The sequence below is a fragment of the Brevundimonas sp. genome (genome assembly GCF_046295075.1).
Taxonomy (GTDB): Bacteria; Pseudomonadota; Alphaproteobacteria; order Caulobacterales; family Caulobacteraceae; genus Brevundimonas.
On the sequence record NZ_JBKBOC010000003.1, the window covers coordinates 175,382 to 192,289 of the forward strand.

Annotated in this window: 18 protein-coding genes; 11 read left to right on the plus strand and 7 right to left on the minus strand. The window is 66.5% G+C overall.

Annotated features, from left to right (window positions below; translation table 11 throughout):
- The first annotated feature begins 3 nt into the window (after nt 1-3).
- The 5 genes from cyoC to ACK4MH_RS04215 all read left to right on the plus strand — a co-directional run bounded on the left by cyoC (nt 4) and on the right by ACK4MH_RS04215 (nt 3,640).
- Complete coding sequence (gene cyoC, locus ACK4MH_RS04195; protein ID WP_409715190.1) at nt 4-630, plus strand: cytochrome o ubiquinol oxidase subunit III; 627 nt, start codon at nt 4-6, stop codon at nt 628-630.
- Nucleotides 627-1,022: a cytochrome o ubiquinol oxidase subunit IV gene (gene cyoD, locus ACK4MH_RS04200; RefSeq protein ID WP_409715193.1), complete on the plus strand. Its 396-nt coding sequence runs from the start codon at nt 627-629 to the stop codon at nt 1,020-1,022. The genes cyoC and cyoD overlap by 4 nt, the downstream gene beginning before the upstream one ends.
- An 82-nt stretch (nt 1,023-1,104) precedes the next feature.
- Nucleotides 1,105-1,788, plus strand: coding sequence for an SURF1 family protein (locus ACK4MH_RS04205; RefSeq protein ID WP_409715196.1), 684 nt, complete (start codon nt 1,105-1,107; stop codon nt 1,786-1,788).
- On the plus strand, nt 1,785-3,107 hold the full coding sequence (locus ACK4MH_RS04210) for an ATP-binding protein (RefSeq protein WP_409715199.1): 1,323 nt from the start codon (nt 1,785-1,787) through the stop codon (nt 3,105-3,107). The genes ACK4MH_RS04205 and ACK4MH_RS04210 overlap by 4 nt, the downstream gene beginning before the upstream one ends.
- Complete coding sequence (locus tag ACK4MH_RS04215; protein WP_409715202.1) at nt 3,104-3,640, plus strand: response regulator transcription factor; 537 nt, start codon at nt 3,104-3,106, stop codon at nt 3,638-3,640. The genes ACK4MH_RS04210 and ACK4MH_RS04215 overlap by 4 nt, the downstream gene beginning before the upstream one ends.
- Here the strand turns inward: ACK4MH_RS04215 and ACK4MH_RS04220 are convergent.
- A complete protein-coding gene (locus ACK4MH_RS04220) occupies nt 3,637-4,074 on the minus strand; it encodes an HIT family protein (RefSeq protein ID WP_409715205.1) in 438 nt (145 codons plus the stop codon). The genes ACK4MH_RS04215 and ACK4MH_RS04220 overlap by 4 nt on opposite strands.
- Before the next feature lie 110 nt (nt 4,075-4,184).
- Here ACK4MH_RS04220 and ACK4MH_RS04225 point away from each other — a divergent pair, with 110 nt between their 5' ends.
- A complete protein-coding gene (locus ACK4MH_RS04225; protein WP_409715208.1) occupies nt 4,185-4,544 on the plus strand; it encodes a phage holin family protein in 360 nt (119 codons plus the stop codon).
- Here the strand turns inward: ACK4MH_RS04225 and ACK4MH_RS04230 are convergent.
- The 3 genes from ACK4MH_RS04230 to ACK4MH_RS04240 all read right to left on the minus strand — a co-directional run bounded on the left by ACK4MH_RS04230 (nt 4,541) and on the right by ACK4MH_RS04240 (nt 7,870).
- The gene (locus tag ACK4MH_RS04230) at nt 4,541-6,307 is read right to left on the minus strand and encodes a response regulator (RefSeq protein ID WP_409715211.1); all 1,767 of its coding nucleotides are present in this window, start codon (nt 6,305-6,307) and stop codon (nt 4,541-4,543) included. The genes ACK4MH_RS04225 and ACK4MH_RS04230 overlap by 4 nt on opposite strands.
- 70 nt (nt 6,308-6,377) lie before the next feature.
- Nucleotides 6,378-7,382, minus strand: a complete 1,005-nt coding sequence (gene cobS, locus ACK4MH_RS04235) for a cobaltochelatase subunit CobS (RefSeq protein WP_409715214.1) — start codon at nt 7,380-7,382, stop codon at nt 6,378-6,380.
- Nucleotides 7,383-7,441: 59 nt separating this feature from the next.
- Nucleotides 7,442-7,870, minus strand: coding sequence for an organic hydroperoxide resistance protein (locus tag ACK4MH_RS04240; protein WP_409715217.1), 429 nt, complete (start codon nt 7,868-7,870; stop codon nt 7,442-7,444).
- Nucleotides 7,871-8,006: 136 nt separating this feature from the next.
- Between ACK4MH_RS04240 and ACK4MH_RS04245 the strand changes: the two genes are divergently transcribed.
- Nucleotides 8,007-10,421: a penicillin-binding protein 1A gene (locus ACK4MH_RS04245; RefSeq protein ID WP_409715220.1), complete on the plus strand. Its 2,415-nt coding sequence runs from the start codon at nt 8,007-8,009 to the stop codon at nt 10,419-10,421.
- A gap of 95 nt (nt 10,422-10,516) precedes the next feature.
- Nucleotides 10,517-11,639 (plus strand): peptide chain release factor 2 gene (gene prfB / locus ACK4MH_RS04250; protein ID WP_409715223.1). Its coding sequence is split into 2 segments (ribosomal slippage): nt 10,517-10,585 and nt 10,587-11,639, totalling 1,122 coding nucleotides; the frame shifts between segments, so codons are not numbered across the junction.
- A gap of 52 nt (nt 11,640-11,691) precedes the next feature.
- Here prfB and ACK4MH_RS04255 read toward each other — a convergent pair.
- The 3 genes from ACK4MH_RS04255 to tyrS form a co-directional block, all read right to left on the minus strand.
- Entirely contained in the window at nt 11,692-12,231 is a 540-nt protein-coding gene (locus ACK4MH_RS04255; protein ID WP_346496079.1) for a polymer-forming cytoskeletal protein, read from the minus strand.
- 114 nt (nt 12,232-12,345) lie between these two features.
- The gene (locus tag ACK4MH_RS04260; RefSeq protein WP_409715226.1) at nt 12,346-12,810 is read right to left on the minus strand and encodes a peroxiredoxin; all 465 of its coding nucleotides are present in this window, start codon (nt 12,808-12,810) and stop codon (nt 12,346-12,348) included.
- 138 nt (nt 12,811-12,948) lie between these two features.
- Nucleotides 12,949-14,202: a tyrosine--tRNA ligase gene (tyrS, locus tag ACK4MH_RS04265; RefSeq protein WP_409715229.1), complete on the minus strand. Its 1,254-nt coding sequence runs from the start codon at nt 14,200-14,202 to the stop codon at nt 12,949-12,951.
- A gap of 198 nt (nt 14,203-14,400) precedes the next feature.
- Between tyrS and ACK4MH_RS04270 the strand changes: the two genes are divergently transcribed.
- The 3 genes from ACK4MH_RS04270 to ahpC all read left to right on the plus strand — a co-directional run bounded on the left by ACK4MH_RS04270 (nt 14,401) and on the right by ahpC (nt 16,776).
- Complete coding sequence (locus tag ACK4MH_RS04270) at nt 14,401-14,907, plus strand: DOMON-like domain-containing protein (protein ID WP_409715232.1); 507 nt, start codon at nt 14,401-14,403, stop codon at nt 14,905-14,907.
- Nucleotides 14,904-16,106 carry an exo-beta-N-acetylmuramidase NamZ domain-containing protein gene (locus tag ACK4MH_RS04275; RefSeq protein WP_409715235.1) on the plus strand — a complete coding sequence of 401 codons (1,203 nt, stop codon included), beginning with the start codon at nt 14,904-14,906 and terminating at the stop codon, nt 16,104-16,106. The genes ACK4MH_RS04270 and ACK4MH_RS04275 overlap by 4 nt, the downstream gene beginning before the upstream one ends.
- 106 nt (nt 16,107-16,212) lie before the next feature.
- Nucleotides 16,213-16,776 (plus strand): alkyl hydroperoxide reductase subunit C, encoded by a 564-nt coding sequence (gene ahpC, locus ACK4MH_RS04280; protein WP_135195428.1) that lies wholly within the window; start codon nt 16,213-16,215, stop codon nt 16,774-16,776.
- The last annotated feature ends 132 nt before the right edge of the window (nt 16,777-16,908 follow it).

Below are 16,908 nucleotides of genomic sequence, written 5' to 3' on the forward strand. Positions count from 1 at the left end.
TCCATGAGCGCGACCACGATCAAGCTCGACGACCCCACCGTCTTCCATCTGGAAGAGGAGCCGCATCACGAGGAAGGCTCCAGCACCATGCTGGGCTTCTGGCTCTATCTGATGAGCGACTGCCTCATCTTCGCGATGCTGTTCGCCGTGTTCGGTGTCTTGGGCGGCAACTACGCCGCCGGGCCGGGCCCCAAGGAACTGTTCGACCTGGAGCTGGTGGCGATCAACACCGCCATGCTGCTGTTTTCGTCGATCACCTACGGGTTCGCCATGCTGGCGATGGACAGGAACAACCAGCGTCAGACCCTGATCTGGCTGGCGATCACCGGCCTGTTCGGCCTGGCCTTCCTGGGCATCGAACTCTACGAGTTCGCGCACCTGATCCATGAGGGCGCGACGCCGCAACGCAGCGCCTTCCTGTCGGCCTTCTTCACCCTGGTGGGCACCCACGGCCTGCACGTCACCTTCGGCATCATCTGGCTGGTGACGCTGATGGTTCAGGTCAGCATGAAGGGCCTGATCCCCGCCAACAAACGCCGCCTGATGTGCCTGTCGATGTTCTGGCACTTCCTGGACGTCATCTGGATCGGCGTCTTCACCTTCGTCTACCTGCTGGGCATGCTGCGATGAGCGCCGACAAGAACGACCACTCGCCCGAGTCCCACGACGCGGACCATCTGGGCCACGAGGGGCACAATCACGGCTCCTTCAAGAGCTATATGATCGGTTTCGTGCTGTCGGTGATCCTGACGGCGATCCCGTTCGCCCTGGTGATGACCGGTGTCCTGCCGACCCAGGCGACGGCCCTGATCGTCATGGGCTTCGCCGTGGTGCAGATCGTGGTCCACATGATCTACTTCCTGCACATGAACTCGAAGTCCGAGGGCGGCTGGATCATGCTGGCGCTGATCTTCACCATCATCGTCGTCGTCATCGCCCTGTCGGGTTCGCTGTGGGTCATGTACCACCTGAACGCCAACATGATGCCCATGACCCACGACATGACGAACATGGGCAGCTGAGGTCGAGATCACCGACACGTCTTCAGCCCCGGCCTCCGATAAGGCCAAGCGCTCACCACTGATCCGCCTCGTCGTATCGGTCGTGGGGCTGGTCTTGTTCGTCGGCTTTCTGGCCTTGGGCGGCTGGCAGATTCAGCGACTGGCCTGGAAAACGGACCTGATCGCCCAGGTCGACGCCCGCGTCCATGCGCCGGCTGTGCCCGCGTCCGGACCGGGGCAGTGGCAGAGTGTCACGCGACAGGACGACCAGTATCGTCGCGTCGTCGTGCAGGGGACCTTCCTGCACGACAAGGAAACCCTGGTTCAGGCCGTGACCGATGCGGGCGGCGGCTTTTGGGTCATGACGCCGCTGGTCGATGCGCGCGGCTTTACCGTTCTGGTCAATCGCGGCTTCGTGCCTACCGGACGGCGCGATCCGGCCGCTCGCGCCGATGGACAGGTCGTGGGGCCGCAGACCATCGTGGGGCTGCTCAGGATTACCGAGCCCAAGGGCGGCTTCCTGCGCGCCAACGACGCCGTGGGGGACCGCTGGCGGTCGCGCGACGTGGCGGCGATCGCGGCGCGGCGTGGCCTGACGAACGTCGCGCCCTATTTCATCGATGCGGACGCGACGCCCAATCCGGGCGGCTGGCCGTTAGGCGGGCTGACGGTGATCCGGTTCGCCAACAGCCATCTGATCTACGCCCTGACCTGGTTCGGCATGGCCTTGCTGACGCTGGTCGGCCTGTGGCTGTTCCTGCGTGACGGCCGGCGCAACCGGCCATGACCACGGCCCTGCAACGTCTGCTGGGGCTGGGGCTCAGAGGCGGGGTGGCGTCGCACGGCGGGGCCAACCGGCGCAACATGCTGCTGCTGATCCAGCTGCGCTGGCTGGCGGTCGCCGGGCAGATGGCGACGATCCTGCTGGTCCAATATGTGATGCGGATCCCGCTGCCGGTGCTGTGGCTGCTGGCGGCGCCGGCGGGACTGGTTCTGGTCAATCTGATCAGCGCGCCGCTGACCGCGCGTCGCGAGGAGGTCGAGGATCAGGCCCTGATGATCGCCCTGCTGGCGGATGTGGCGGCCCTGACCTGGCTGCTGTTCTTGACGGGGGGCGCCGCCAATCCGTTCGTGGCGCTGTATCTGCTGCAGGTCGTGCTGGGGGCCGTGCTGCTGGCCCCCGTCTATGCCTGGGCCCTGATCGCCATCACCAGCCTGTGTTTCGCCGGGCTGGGCCTGCATTCCCAGCCGCTGAACCTGCCGCCGGCGCGCGAGGATTCGCTGCTCAGCCTGTATCTTCAGGGCAGTCTGATCTGTTTCGTCCTGATGGCGGTGCTGCTGGTGCTGTTCGTCACCCGGATCAGCCAGAACCTGCGCGAGCGCGACGCGTCCGTCGCCGCCATGCGACAGCAGAACGCCGAGCACGACCACATCGTCCGCATGGGCCTGTTGGCGTCGGGCGCCGCGCACGAACTGGGCACGCCGCTGGCGTCCCTGTCGGTGATCCTCAGCGACTGGAAGCGGATGCCGGCCCTGACCCAGGACGCCGATCTGGTTCAGGACATGACGGTGATGCGGGCCGAGGTCGAGCGCTGCAAGGCCATCGTCACCGGCATCCTGATGTCGGCCGGCGAGGCGAGGGGACAGGCGCCCGAGCGCACCACCCTGCGGGCCTTCGTCGCCGATGTCGTCGCCAGCTGGAACGGCGACGGCGTGGCCGTTCAGATCCGCGACGAACTGGCTCAGAACCCGTCGATCATCGCCGACCCGGCCCTGCGTCAGGTGCTGGGCGTGCTGTTCGACAATGCCGTCGAGGCGGGAGCCAGGCGCATCGTCGTCACCACGACGCGGACGGACGACACGCTGGGCATCGCCGTGCGGGACGACGGGCCGGGGTTCCCGGATGTCATCCTTCAGGCCTGGGGCAAGCCCTACAACTCGACCAAGCCGCGCGCAGGGGCCGGCCTGGGGCTGTTCCTGCTGATGAATGTGATCCGGTCGCTGGGCGGTCGGGTCGAGGCTTCCAATCCCCCGGCCGGCGGCGCAGAGGTGCGGCTGACGTTGCCGCTGTCGGCGCTGGCGCCCAAGGACGAGATCGCTCCATGACCGATGAGGCCAGACTGCTGCTGATCGTCGAGGACGACGAATCCTTCTCGACCACCCTGCGACGCTCGTTCGAACGGCGCGGCTATGCCGTCGTCACCGCCGCAAACCCTGATCAGATGACCGAGGTGCTGAAGACGCATCGCCCTGGCTATGCTGTCGTGGACCTGAAGCTGGGCGGTCATTCGGGCCTGACCTGCGTGGAGGCCCTGCACGCCTTCGATCCCGAGATGAACATCGTCGTCCTGACAGGCTTCGCCAGCATCGCCACGGCGGTCGAGGCCATCAAGCTGGGCGCGCGCCACTATCTGGCCAAGCCCGCCAGTTCCGACGACATCGAGACCGCGTTCGGGCGGGCGGACGGCGACGCAGAGACGCCGCTGGGCACGCGCCCGACCTCGATCAAGACCCTGGAATGGGAGCGGATCCACGAGACGCTGGTGGAAACCGACTTCAACATTTCCGAGGCGGCGCGCCGCCTGGGCATGCACCGCCGCACCCTGGCGCGAAAGCTGGAAAAGCGGCGCGTGACCTAATTCAGCGCGGCCGCGATCCGGTCGGCCAGCGCCCGCAAGGTCGCCGTGTCGGCCATGGGCGCATGGCCATGCCCCTTCATCTCGCGGTCGGCCCAGCGCGGCACGATGTGGAAGTGCAGGTGGAACACCGTCTGTCCGCCCGCGTCGCCATTGAACTGCAGGATCGCCAGACCCTCGGGCTGCAGCGCCTTCTCGACGGCCTTGGCCGTTCGTTGCAGGGCGGCGGTCATGCGGGCCAGAATCTCCGGCTCGACCTCCAGTAGATTGCGGGCCTGAGACTGTTTGGCGATGATCAGGACGTGACCTTCCGACTGGGGAAAGACGTCCATGAAGGCCAGGACGTGGTCGTCCTCCCACACCGTCACCGAAGGGATTTCGCCGCGCAGGATCTTGGCGAAGATGTTGTTCGGGTCATAGGCGCCGTGCAGGCTCATGTGCGGTCTCCGTGCGGTGTCTGGGTCGGGAATAGCAGCGGCGGGTGCGAAGGGGGAGCCTTCGCCCACGCCATGCATTATGGTCACGCTTGAACACAACGAGGCACGTCATGATCCGTTTCATCATCCAGGCTCTGGTCACCATGGCGGGCCTGTGGCTGTCCGCCCGGTTCGTGCCGGGCGTCGACTTCACCAGCACGGGATCGCTGATCGCGGCGGCTATCATCCTGGGGCTGGTCAACGCCTTCGTCCGGCCGATCCTGGTGGTTCTGACCTTCCCGATCACCGTGGTGACCCTGGGCCTGTTCCTGCTGGTGGTGAACGCCGCCATGATCGGGCTGACGTCCATCTTCCTGGATGGCTTCCGGGTTGACGGCCTGTGGGCCGGCATCGGCGCCGCCATCGTCACCGGCGTTGTCAGCTGGATCGCCGGCGCCTTCATCGGCGGCGGCGAAGGGGCGCGCCGCTAGGCGTCCACCGCCATGGCGCCCAGGATGACGCTCTGAAGAGCGACGATCTCAATGGGCTTCTTCAGCACCCCGTCGGCGCCGGCCGCGCTGTAGCGCGCGACATCCTCGTCGAAGACATTGGCCGTCAGCATATGGATCGGCGTGCGGGGGCGGCCGGATGCAGCCTGTTCGGCACGGATGGCGATCAGCGCCTCCACGCCATCCATGACGGGCATCATCACGTCCATCAGCACCAGGTCGAAGGTCTGGTCGCGCACGGCGGCGACCGCCTCCTGTCCGTTCTCGACCAGGGTCAGATCGACGCCGAACGGTTCGAGCAGCAGCGTCAGCAGCTTGCGATTGGCGGGATGGTCTTCGGCGGCGAGGATCCGTGGCGCCTGACTTGAAGCGACCGGTGCAGGTGCGGCCGGCGAAGTAGGCATGGATGCCGGCGTCGCCCGGTCGGCGGTGAAGCGGAACCAGAACACGGCGCCTTGCGGGCGCGCCGACCGGACGCCCAAGGCGCCGCCCAGCGCCTCGACACTGGCGCGACACAGGGCCAGGCCCAGGCCCGAACCGCCCGCCGCGCGCCCGGCTGGGAGCTGTTCGAAGGGTTGGAAGATGCGATCGCGCTGGTCCGCCGGCACGCCAGGCCCCTGGTCGTGGACTTCGAAGTCCAGGTCGACGCGCCCGTCAGGGGCGGGGAGGGCGCGGGCCAGGATGCGGATCGTTCCGTTCGGCGTCAGCTTCAGCGCGTTGGACAGATAGTTGATCAGCACCTGTTCCACCCGCGCCTCGTCGGTCATGACGACGAAATGCTCGGGCGCGCCCTGACGTTCGATCTCCAGCGTCAGGCCCAGTTCCTCGACGCGCGAGCGCCAGACGCGGGCGATGGCGTCCAGCCGTTCGGAGAGATCGACGGGCGCGAGCTGGAGGTCGTCCTGGCCCGATTCGATCTTCGATATGTCCAGGGCGCCGTTCAGCAGCCTCAGCAGCATGCCGCCTGCGTCCGCCATGTCCGTGACGACGGCGGCTTCCGCCGCAGGGCGTGGACGGCCGCGCAGCACCTCGGTCAGGCCCAGGATGACGTTCAGAGGCGTACGGACCTCATGGCTGATCATCGCCAGGAAGCGGGATTTGGCCTTGTTCGCCCGTTCGGCGGCGGCGCGGTTCACCTCAGCCTCGGCCAGGGCGGCGCGGAGCTCGCGCGAGCGTTCCGTGACGGTGATCATAAGATCGATGGTCTCGCGGTCGCTGCGCCATTGACGCCAGGCGGCTGCGCTGACGCCCATGACGAACAGGGCCACGGCGCCCAGAAGGCGGGGGTCCGAACCGACCTGATACGAGGCGATCACCATGGCGGCGATGGAAGGTGGCAGAACGGCGGCGGCGAAGCTCGCGCGGCTGATGTGCACCTGATGGGCGCCGACCATCAGATTGCCGGCCAACAGCAGGCGAAGATAATCGAGATGCTCAGGTTCGGCCTGCCATGCGGCGAGGATGAACAGGGCGTTGTGGCCGGCCAGGCAGAGGGTGATGATTTCAGCCGACAGTCGGAATCTGCGCGCCGCACCGGGCGCGTCAGGTCGGGCGAGGGCGGTTTGAACCGCATGCCAGAGCGGGACATAGAGGCCGAATTGGAAGAGCGCGAAATTCGCCGCCCATCCCCATCCCAGCACCCAGAAAGTCAGGAGAAAGATGGCGGCGAGGGTGGCCAGCCGCACCGGGAACATGTCCCGGTACCGCTCGGCATAGGCCTTTAGGTAATCTGTACTGTCGGCCACTTACGCCAGGTCTCCGCTTCAAGCGTAGCCATAAGCGAGGGAGCTTAACGAGGCCTCAACCTTGACGCGATCAGCCGATCTTCACTCGTGTCGCCGCTTCCGGCAGGTCCTCGCCGAAGGCGCGCTGGTAGAACTCGGCGATGGTGGGGCGTTCCAGTTCGTCGCACTTGTTGAGGAAAGTAAGGCGGAAGCTGAGCGCCAGGTCGCCATTGAAGATCAGGGCGTTCTGGGCCCAGGTGATGACGGTGCGGGGGGACATGACGGTTGAGATGTCGCCATTCATGAAGGCGTTGCGGGTCATGTCGGCGACGCGGACCATGGCGGCGATGCGACGACGGCCCTCGGCGTCGGACCATTCGGGGACCTTGGCGGCGACGATCTCGGCCTCGACGTCGTGGTCGAGGTAGTTCAGCGTCGTGACGATGTTCCAGCGGTCCAGCTGGGCCTGATTGATCTGTTGCGCGCCGTGATACAGGCCCGTGGTGTCGCCCAGGCCGATGGTGTTGGTCGTGGCGAACAGGCGGAAATGCTTGTTGGGGCGGATGACGCGGTTTTGGTCCAGCAGGGTCAGGCGGCCCTGGGCCTCCAGCACGCGCTGGATCACGAACATCACGTCAGGACGGCCGGCGTCGTATTCGTCGAACACCAGGGCGATGGGGCGTTGCAGCGACCAGGGCAGAATGCCCTCGCGAAACTCGGTGATCTGCTTGCCGTCCTTCAGGACGATGGCGTCCTTGCCGATCAGGTCGATTCGGCTGACGTGGCTGTCCAGGTTGACGCGCACCAGGGGCCAGTTCAGGCGGGCGGCGACCTGTTCGATATGGGTCGACTTGCCGGTGCCGTGATAGCCCTGGACCATGACGCGGCGGTCGAAGGCGAAGCCGGCGCAGATGGCGATCGTCGTCTGCGGGTCGAAGCGATAGGCCTCGTCGATCTCGGGCACATGGCTGTCGCGCTCGGCGAAACAGGGCACCGTCATGTCGCTGTCCACGCCGAAAGCCTCGCGCAGGGTCACGCGGCGGTGCGGTTCGAGCGTCAGCAGGGGATCGGGGGAGGCGTCGAGCGGGGAGGTCATGGACCTCATCTAGAGGCGCCGCGCGCGCGGCTCAACACGCGCGCGGCCCTTCGTGTCGCTTATTTCGCGCTGAGGCGAACATCCACGTTGCCGCGGGTGGCGTTGGAATAGGGACAGACCTGGTGCGCCTTCTCGATCAGGTCGTCGATGACGGCCTGATCGAGACCGTGATCGGTGACGGTCAGGTCCACGTCGAGGTTGAAGCCCTCGCCCTTGGTGTTCTTGCCGAAGCCGACGCCGGCCGTGATCTTGGTGTCGGGGCCGACTGGCGTTCCGGCCTTGCCGCTGACCAGGCGCAGGGCGCCGAGATAGCAGGCAGCGTAGCCGGTGGCGAAGAGCTGCTCGGGATTGGTGCCGTCGCCGCCCTTGCCGCCCATTTCCTTGGGCGTGGACAGCTTGACGTCGATCTTGCCGTCGTCGGTGGCCGAGCGGCCGTCCTCGCGGCCTCCGCCGGAGGCGGTGGACTGGGCGCGATACAGAACTTCCATGGCAGGCTCCTTGGGTTGGGATGCTTGAGATGGGGTCTTAACGGAAGACGGGAAGGGGACGTTGCACGCCCGCTCTAGCAATCGACCGGCGACGCGGGCTAAAGCACCCTTTCGGGGCGCGTCGTCGGAGTACGCAGTGAAGATTGCCGAACGCTGGTTCGTGTGGGCGGGCATGGTTCTGCTGGGCGGCATCGCCCTGGCGGGGCTTGTGGTCGCCGTCTATGCGGCGTGGCTGTTCCACGACCTGCCCGATGCGTCGGAGCTGGCGGATTATCGCCCGCCGACCGCGACGCGCGTCTATGCCGGCGACGGCACCCTGATCGGCGAGTTCTCGGACGAGCGCCGAATCTATGTCTCGTACGACCAAATCCCGACGCCGGTGATCCATGCCTTCCTGGCGGCCGAGGATCGCAACTTCTTCCAGCACGGCGGTATCGACGTGGGCGGCATCGGCCGCGCCTCGATCAAGAACGTCTTCAACCTAGCGCAGGGCCGCCGGCTGGAGGGCGGTTCGACCATCACCCAGCAGGTGGCCAAGAACGTCCTGCTGACCAACGAATCGAGCCTGAACCGCAAGCTGAAGGAAGCCATCCTGGCCAATCGCCTGGAGGCGACCCTGTCCAAGGAGCAGATTCTCGAACTGTATCTGAACGAGATCTTCCTGGGTTATCGGTCGTTCGGCATCGCCTCGGCCGCCTACAATTATTTCGGCAAGTCGCTGGGTCAGCTGACGCCGGACGAGGCGGCCTTCCTGGCGTCCCTGCCCAAGGGGCCGAACAACTATCACCCCAAACGCCACCCCGGCGCGGCCAAGGGCCGTCGCGACTGGGTGCTGGGCGAGATGGAGCAGAGCGGCTGGCTGACGCCTGCGGAACTGATCGCCGCCCGCGCCAAGCCCTTAGTCACGCGCGATGCGCCCCAGCGTTCGGATTACAAGGACGCGGACTTCTTCGTCGAGGAAGCCCGTCGTCAGGCCGCCGCCAATCCCCAGTTCGGCGAGCAGCTACGCGCCGGCGGTTTCTATATGCGCACCACGCTGGACCCGACGTTGCAGACGGCGGCGCGTCAGGCCCTGATGCAGGGGCTGGAAAACTATGACCGGCGTCACGGCTGGCGCGGCGGGTGGGGCACCACCGACTTCGCCGACGGCTGGCAGGCGGTCGCCCTGAAGGAACAGGCGCCGCCCGAACGTCGCACCTGGCAGCCCGCCGCCATCGAGAGCGTCAGCGGCAACACCGTCCGCATCCGCACGGCCCGCGACGACAAGACCGGCACCCTGCTGGCGGCCGATGCGGCCTGGGCCAACGCCAACCGTCAACTGAAGCGCGGCGAGCTGATCTTCGTGGAGCCCAAGGGCGGTCAGTACGCCCTGAAACAGGTGCCGCGCGTCAACGGCGCCCTGGTGGCCATCGAACCGCAGTCGGGCCGCGTGCTGGCCATGGTCGGCGGCTATTCCTATGCACTGTCCAGCTTCAACCGGGCCACCCAGGCGCGGCGTCAGCCCGGCTCGGCGTTCAAGCCCTTCGTCTATGCGACGGCGCTGGAAGGCGACTTCACCCCGGCATCCATCGTGCTGGACGCGCCGATCAGCTTCGCCGGCGGGGCCAATGGCCAGCGCTGGACGCCGGAAAACTACAGCCGTCAGTACTATGGGCCGCAGACGCTCCGGCGCGGGCTGGAGTTGTCGCGCAACGTCATGACGGTGCGGCTGGCCCAGTCGGTCGGCATGAAGAAGATCGTGGATCAGTCGGCCAGAATGGGCATCCCCGGCCTGACCCCGAACCTGTCGGTGTCGCTGGGCGCCGGTGAAGTGACGCCGCTGGAGATCACGGCCGCCTATTCCGCCTTCGCCAACGGCGGGCGGCGGGTGACGCCCTATCTGATCGACTATGTGCAAGACCGCGACGGCGAGACCATCTTCCGCGCCGACAACCGCAGCTGCCGCGAATGCGGACGCGGCTTCTCGGGCCAGGAATCGCCCCGCCTGCAACAGCGCGGCACCGAGGTCATCGACCCGATCACCGCCTATCAGATGAGCTCCATGCTGGAGGGCGTCGTTCAGCGCGGCACCGCCGCCAGCGCTCGGGGCTTGGGCCCGTGGGTCGCCGGCAAGACGGGCACGACCAACGAGTATCGTTCGGCCTGGTTCGTGGGCTTCACCACCGACATCGTGGTCGGCGTCTTCATCGGCTTCGACGACAACCGGTCGCTGGGTTCCGGCGAAGCGGGGGCCTCGGCCGCCGTGCCGGTCTTTACGGAGTTCATGCAGACGGCGCTGAAGGAAAGGCCTGCCCGGCCCTTCGTGCGGCCTAAGAACGCCATCTTCCGCACCGTCAACGGCATCGAGGAAGCCTTCCGCCCCGGCACCGAGCGTCAGGCCCCGCCGCCTGCGCCGACCGGGCCGGTGCAGCCCACCGGACCGCAGAACTACTACGAGGTCATCCGACGCGAGCAGGAGGCCGCGAGCGGCGCCCCCGCCGCCGCACCGGCGCCCACCGCACCGCCGCCGCCGAAGAAGGCGCCGGCCGAGGACTTGAGCGGACTGTACTGAAGCTCTAGGTAGGGCTTTCGAACGGCGCGTCCTCGTGGCGCGCCGTTTTCCTTTCATCCGCCCTGTTCGAGGGCGTTGTGTCGCTGGAGAATGCGATGAGACCGGATGTCGAGGCCATGAAGGCCGACATCGAGCAGAGCGTCGCTCTGCTCAGGAGGCGTCTTTGACTGGGATGTCGCTCTAAGAAAGCTCGATGAGCTGAACGCGCGGGTCGAGGCCCCGACGCTGTGGGACAAGCCCGAACAGGCCCAGGCCGTCAGCCGCGAACGCTCGCAGCTGGAAGCCAAGATCAACACCGTCAAGGCGATGGAGCAGGATCTCGAAGACGGGGTGATGCTGGCCGAAATGGCGGACGAGGAAGGCGACGAGGGCGCGCTGGAGGACGCACGCGCGTCTCTGCGGGGCATCAAGGACCGCGCCGCGCGCGCCGAGCTGGAAGCCCTGCTGTCCGGCGAGGCTGACGGCAACGATGCCTATCTGGAAGTGAACTCGGGCGCCGGCGGCACCGAGTCGAACGACTGGGCCGGCATGCTGCTGCGGATGTATTCCCGCTGGGCCAAGGCGCACGACTACGAGGTCACGATCGAGGCCTATGAAGAGGGCGAACAGGCGGGGGTCAAGTCGGCCACCATCCTGATCTCTGGCCCGAACGCCTACGGCTGGCTGAAGTCGGAATCGGGCGTTCACCGCCTGGTGCGCATCAGCCCCTATGACGCGGCGGCCAAGCGGCACACCAGCTTCGCTTCCATCGGGGTGTCGCCGGTCGTCGATGACGCCATCGAGATCGACATCAATCCGTCGGACGTGCGCACCGACACCTACCGGGCCTCGGGCGCCGGCGGTCAGCACATCAACAAGACGGACTCGGCCGTGCGTCTGACGCACATCCCGACCAACACCGTGGTGGCCTGCCAGGCCGGCCGGTCGCAGCACCAGAACCGCGAACAGGCGTGGAAGATGCTGCGGGCGCGCCTGTACGAGCTGGAACTGCAGAAGCGCGAGGCCGTGGCCCAGGCCCTGGCCGACGCCAAGACCGACATCGGCTGGGGCCACCAAATCCGGTCCTATGTCCTGCAGCCGTATCAGATGGTGAAGGACCTGCGGACCGAGGTCGAGACCTCTGACACCCACGGGGTTCTAGACGGGGACCTGGACGCCTTCATGGGCGCGGCCCTGGCCCAGCGTGTCGGCGAAACGCGCGGGTCCAGCACGGACTAAAGAAAAAGGGCGGCCCAACAGGCCGCCCTTTTGTATTCAAAGAAGAGCCTTGTCAGGCCGGGGTCTTGGCTTCGGGTTTGTCCGTCTTGGCGGGCTTTTCGGGGGCTTCCAGCATGGCGGCGCCGGGCGTGTCGCGCTTGGCCTGGTTGCAGCGGCCCTGGAACCAGGCGCCCTGGTCGATGGACAGCTGCTCCTGGGTGATGTCGCCCTCGACGCGGGCGGTGGCGTAGAGCTTGACCTGTTTGGCAACGATGGCGCCCGTGATGCGGCCGCGCACGTCCAGCACGTCGGCGTGGACGGTGCCTTCGACCGCGCCGCCTTCGCCGATGACGACGCGGGCCACGCGGACGTCGCCCTTCAGATTGCCTTCGACCTGAAGCTCGCCGGCGCCGGAGATATTGCCTTCGTATTTCACCCCGGCTGCCAGGGTGGACAGGTTGCTGGACCGTGTCGCCGGGCGAGCCGGTTCAGGCGCGCGGGCGGCGGGCGTCGCCGCCGGCAGATTGGGGGTCGGTGACGGCGTCGGTTCAGGGGCGGGGGGAATGCCCAGCCCGGTCGATCCGCTGTCGTAGGATTTGCTCTTGGTGAACATGGTGCGCTCCGCATCTGCCAGCCAAGGCCGGCCAAGCCCCTAGTAGCCCTAAGGCTCACTAGGCCTTGGGCGAGGCCCCAAGGTCAAGCATCGCTTCCGAACCGTGGTCGTCGATCACAGAGCCTTGACGGCCTCCAGGACGGCGCCGGCATGGTCGGCGACCTTCACATTGCGCCAGGCGCGGGCGATCCGGCCCTCGGCATCGATCAGGAAGGTGGCGCGCTCGATTCCCATATATTCACGGCCGTAGAGCTTCTTCTCGACCCAGACGCCCCAGGCCTCGCAGGCAGCGCCGTCCTCGTCCGAGGCCAGGACGACGGAGAGGTCGTATTTGGCTTTGAACTTGTCGTGCTTCTTCACCGTGTCCTTGGACACGCCGATGACGGGCACGCCCAGGGCGGCGAAGTCGGGGGCCAGGGCGGTGAAATCCTGGGCCTCGCGGGTGCAGCCGGTCGTGTCGTCCTTGGGATAGAAATAGACGACGGCGGGCTTGCCGTTGAGGGCGGCGAGGGAGACCCGGCCGCCGTTGTCGGTCGGCAGGTCGAGAGCGGGGGCGGGCTGGCCTTCGGCAGCGGACATTTCAAACTCCGATCATCCCGGCGAAAACCGGGACCCAGTTCTTTCGCGAGACAGTACGTTGGATCAAGCGCTGCGGACGTCGGATGCGGCGGAGCGCCCAAAGCACTGGGTCCCGGCTTTCGCCGGGATGAGCGGAAATCAAATCGGGCGAACCAGCACGATCTTCTTCTTGCCGGCCGCCAGCTTGATCACGCCGTCCTTGAGGTCGGCTTCGGTCAGCAACTGGGCGCCGTCCGAAACAGGGGCGTCGTTCAGGCGCAGACCGCCGCCCTGGGCCAGGCGACGGGCCTCGCCGTTCGAGGCGGTCAGGCCGGCCTTGGTGACGACGGCGGCGATCATGGCGCCGTAAACCTCGGCCGAGGGCAGTTCGATGGTCGGCAGGTCGGCGGAGATCTGACCCTTTTCGAAGTTGCTCTCGGCGGCGGCGCGGGCCGTTGCAGCCGCATCGGCGCCATGAAGCATCGTCGTGGCGGCGTCGGCGAGGGCCTTCTTGGCGTCGTTGATGGCCGCGCCTTCCAGGGCCTCGTATTCCGCGACCTGCTCCAGGCTCAGGTCGGTGAACAGGCGCATGAAGCGGCCGACGTCGGCGTCCTCGGCGTTGCGCCAGAACTGCCAGTAGTCATAGGGGCTCAGCTGTTCGGCGTTCAGCCAGATCGCACCCTGGGCCGTCTTGCCCATCTTGCCGCCCGAGGCTGTGGTCAACAGCGGCGTGGTCAGGCCGAATGCGGCCTTCTGATCCACCCGACGCACCAGATCCACGCCCGAGGTGATGTTGCCCCACTGATCCGAGCCGCCCATCTGCAGGGTGACCTTGTGGCTGCGGTTCAGCTCCAGGAAGTCTACCGACTGCATCAGCATGTAGTTGAATTCGAGGAAGGTCATCGGCTGCTCGCGCTCAAGGCGCAGCTTGACCGAGTCGAACGCCAGCATCCGGTTGACGGTGAAATGGGTGCCGAAGTCGCGCAGGAACTGGATGTAGCCATAGCCCGACAGCCAGTCGTCGTTATTGACCATGACCGCATCGGTCGGGCCATCGCCGAAGGTCAGGAATTTGGCGAAGACCGTCTTGATCGAGTCGATGTTCGACTGGATGGTTTCTTCGGTCAGTTGGGGACGCGACGTGTCCTTGCCGGTCGGGTCGCCGACCTTGGTGGTGCCGCCGCCCATCAGGACGATGGGCTTGCCGCCGGCCTGCTGGAGGCGGCGCAGCATCATGATCTGGATCAAGCTGCCGACGTGTAGTGACGGCGCGGTTGCGTCGAAGCCGATGTAGCCCGGCACCACGCCCGAGGCGGCCGCCTCGTCGAGTTCGACCGGGTGGGTGATCTGATGGATGTAGCCGCGCGCCTGGAGGGTGCGGAGGAAGTCGGACTTGAAGGCGTGTTCGGTCATGGCGGGGCTCCGTTAGCAGGGATGCCGGCGGTCGTCTTCCATTTCCGAAGAGCGCGTCGCCAGCGAAGGCGGCGCGTGTTCGCGGGCCGCTCGCTTACAGCGGGCGGTAATACAGGCCGTCGATGGCGCGGGCGGCGAACATGGGTTCTGGATAAGGCGCAGCGTTGACCCGCGTCAAGCCTCCGCTACGAATGACGGATGCGCCTGCCATTGATCCCACACCCGACCTGTTCCCCCGCCGGGCTGACGCTGGAGGTCGAGGCGCGGCGAGCGGGGCGGGTGTTGAGCCTGGAGTATGTGCTGGCCGGGCCGGTCGAACGGGTGCTTTGGCCCCAGGCGGCGGCGCGGGCGCGGACGGACGAGCTGTGGCGAACGACCTGTTTCGAGGCCTTCGTGCGGACGGCGGACGGCTATGTCGAATATAATCTGTCGCCGTCGGGGGCGTGGGCGGCCTATCGGTTCGACGGCTATCGCGAGGGGATGCGGGCGCTGGAGATTGCGGCGCCCTTCATCGTCACGCGGATGGCGCAGGGGCGGTTCGTACTGACGGTCGATGTCGAACTGCCGGAGGATGCGACGGACGCGGTCGGGCTGACGGCGGTGGTCGAGGGGCTGGATGGGGCGATCGCCTATTGGGCCTTGGCGCATCCATCGGATAAGCCGGACTTCCATCATCCCGACTCTTTCGCGCTGGAACTGACATGAATTTCGGTCTCGACCGCCTGCTGTCCGACGACGCCCTGAAGGCACAGCTGAAGGGGCGGCGCGTGGCGTTGCTGGCGCATCCGGCCTCGGTGACCAAGGATCTGGGTCATGCGGTGGACGCGCTGGCCGCCTGTCCCGAAATCGCGCTGACCGCCGCCTTCGGGCCGCAGCACGGGATGAAGGGCGATCTGCAGGACAATATGATGGAGAGCCCGGATTATCGCGATCCGGTGCACGGCTTCCCGGTCTTCAGCCTGTACGGCGAGGTGCGCCGGCCCAGGGACGAATGGATGGAGACGTTCGACGTCGTCCTGATCGACCTGCAGGACCTGGGCTGCCGCATCTACACCTATGTGACGACGCTTCTCTACGTGCTGGAGGCGGCGGCGAAACATGGCAAGTCGGTATGGGTGCTGGATCGGCCCAATCCGGCGGGGCGGCCGGTCGAGGGTCAGACGCTGAAGCCCGGCTGGGAAAGCTTCGTCGGGGCGGGGCCGATGCCGATGCGGCACGGGCTGACGATGGGCGAACTGGGCCTGTGGTTCATCGACCAGTTCAAGCTGGATGTGGATTACCGGGTCGTGGAGATGCAGGGCTGGGCGCCCGAGGCGGGGCCGGGCTTCGGCTGGCCGCTGGGGGAGCGGGCCTGGGTCAACCCCAGCCCGAATGCGCCGAACCTGTCGATGGCGCGGGCCTATGCCGGGACGGTGATGCTGGAGGGGGCGACCCTGTCGGAAGGCCGCGGCACGACCCGGCCGCTGGAGCTGTTCGGGGCGCCGGACATCGATGCGCGGGCGGTGATCGCCGAGATGCGGGCGCTGGCCCCGGAGTGGCTGGGCGGCTGCGTGCTGCGCGACATGTGGTTCGAGCCGACCTTCCACAAACATGTCGGGAAACTGTGCAGCGGGGTGCAGATCCATGTGGATCACCCCGGCTACGACCATGCGGCGTTCAAGCCGTGGCGGGTTCAGGCCCTGGGGTTCAAGGCGATCCGGCGGCTGTATCCCGACTATGATCTTTGGCGCGATTTTCCGTATGAGTATGCGTTTGGGAAACTGCCCATCGACGTGATCAATGGCGGACCGGGGCTGCGGGAGTGGGTGGACGACGCAAGCGCCACGCCTGCCGATCTGGATGCGGCGACGAACCCGGATGAGGCGGCGTGGGAAGAGGCGCGGCGGCCGTTCCTGCTGTATTAGAGCTATAACTAAAATCTATTGTGCATCTGCAAATAAGTGATTGGGCTTATTTGTTGCAGTGCGGTAGGGAGAGGGCCTCCCAACCACCCTGCATTGGATTTTCCGCATGGCCCTGATCAACACGACCATCAAACCCTTCACGGCCGAGGCCTATAAGAACGGCAAGTTCCTGACGGTCACGGACGCCGATGTCGCGGGCAAGTGGGCGATCTTCTTCTTCTATCCGGCCGACTTCACCTTCGTGTGCCCGACCGAGCTGGAAGACCTGGCCGATCACTATGACGCGTTCCAGAAGCTGGGCGTCGAGATCTATTCGGTGTCGACCGACACCCACTTCTCGCACAAGGCCTGGCACGACTCGTCGCCGGCCATCGGCAAGATCAACTACACCATGCTGGGCGACCCCTCGGGCCAGGTGACCAACAACTTCGACGCCATGCGTCCGGGCGTGGGCCTGGCCGATCGCTCGACCTTCCTGGTCGATCCGGACGGCGTGATCCAGTTCACCGAGACCACGTCGGAAGGCATCGGCCGCAACGCCGCCGAGCTGCTGCGCAAGGTCAAGGCCGCACAATATGTGCGTTCGCATCCGGGCGAAGTCTGCCCGGCCAAGTGGGAAGAAGGCGAAGCCACCCTGGCGCCGTCGCTCGACCTCGTCGGCAAGATCTAAGACTGACGCCTATCGGGCGCCTACCGGGTTCGGCCTTCGGGTCGGACCCACCCGGCGAGGCCGGACACTATCGCGCAGGCCTCGCCGGGGATCGGCTGGAAGGCGGCGCGCCACCCCTGAAAATTCGAGGAC

Excerpts from the sequence above, each read along its gene's own strand:
- cyoC (WP_409715190.1), top strand. The coding sequence starts at position 4 with ATGAGCGCGACCACGATCAAGCTCGACGACCCCACCGTCTTCCATCTG.
- cyoD (WP_409715193.1), top strand. The coding sequence starts at position 627 with ATGAGCGCCGACAAGAACGACCACTCGCCCGAGTCCCACGACGCGGAC.
- ACK4MH_RS04210 (WP_409715199.1), top strand. The coding sequence starts at position 1,785 with ATGACCACGGCCCTGCAACGTCTGCTGGGGCTGGGGCTCAGAGGCGGG.
- ACK4MH_RS04215 (WP_409715202.1), top strand. The coding sequence starts at position 3,104 with ATGACCGATGAGGCCAGACTGCTGCTGATCGTCGAGGACGACGAATCC.
- ACK4MH_RS04220 (WP_409715205.1), bottom strand. The coding sequence starts at position 4,074 with ATGAGCCTGCACGGCGCCTATGACCCGAACAACATCTTCGCCAAGATC.
- ACK4MH_RS04225 (WP_409715208.1), top strand. The coding sequence starts at position 4,185 with ATGATCCGTTTCATCATCCAGGCTCTGGTCACCATGGCGGGCCTGTGG.
- cobS (WP_409715214.1), bottom strand. The coding sequence starts at position 7,382 with ATGACCTCCCCGCTCGACGCCTCCCCCGATCCCCTGCTGACGCTCGAA.
- ACK4MH_RS04240 (WP_409715217.1), bottom strand. The coding sequence starts at position 7,870 with ATGGAAGTTCTGTATCGCGCCCAGTCCACCGCCTCCGGCGGAGGCCGC.
- ACK4MH_RS04255 (WP_346496079.1), bottom strand. The coding sequence starts at position 12,231 with ATGTTCACCAAGAGCAAATCCTACGACAGCGGATCGACCGGGCTGGGC.
- ACK4MH_RS04260 (WP_409715226.1), bottom strand. The coding sequence starts at position 12,810 with ATGTCCGCTGCCGAAGGCCAGCCCGCCCCCGCTCTCGACCTGCCGACC.
- tyrS (WP_409715229.1), bottom strand. The coding sequence starts at position 14,202 with ATGACCGAACACGCCTTCAAGTCCGACTTCCTCCGCACCCTCCAGGCG.
- ACK4MH_RS04270 (WP_409715232.1), top strand. The coding sequence starts at position 14,401 with ATGCGCCTGCCATTGATCCCACACCCGACCTGTTCCCCCGCCGGGCTG.
- ACK4MH_RS04275 (WP_409715235.1), top strand. The coding sequence starts at position 14,904 with ATGAATTTCGGTCTCGACCGCCTGCTGTCCGACGACGCCCTGAAGGCA.
- ahpC (WP_135195428.1), top strand. The coding sequence starts at position 16,213 with ATGGCCCTGATCAACACGACCATCAAACCCTTCACGGCCGAGGCCTAT.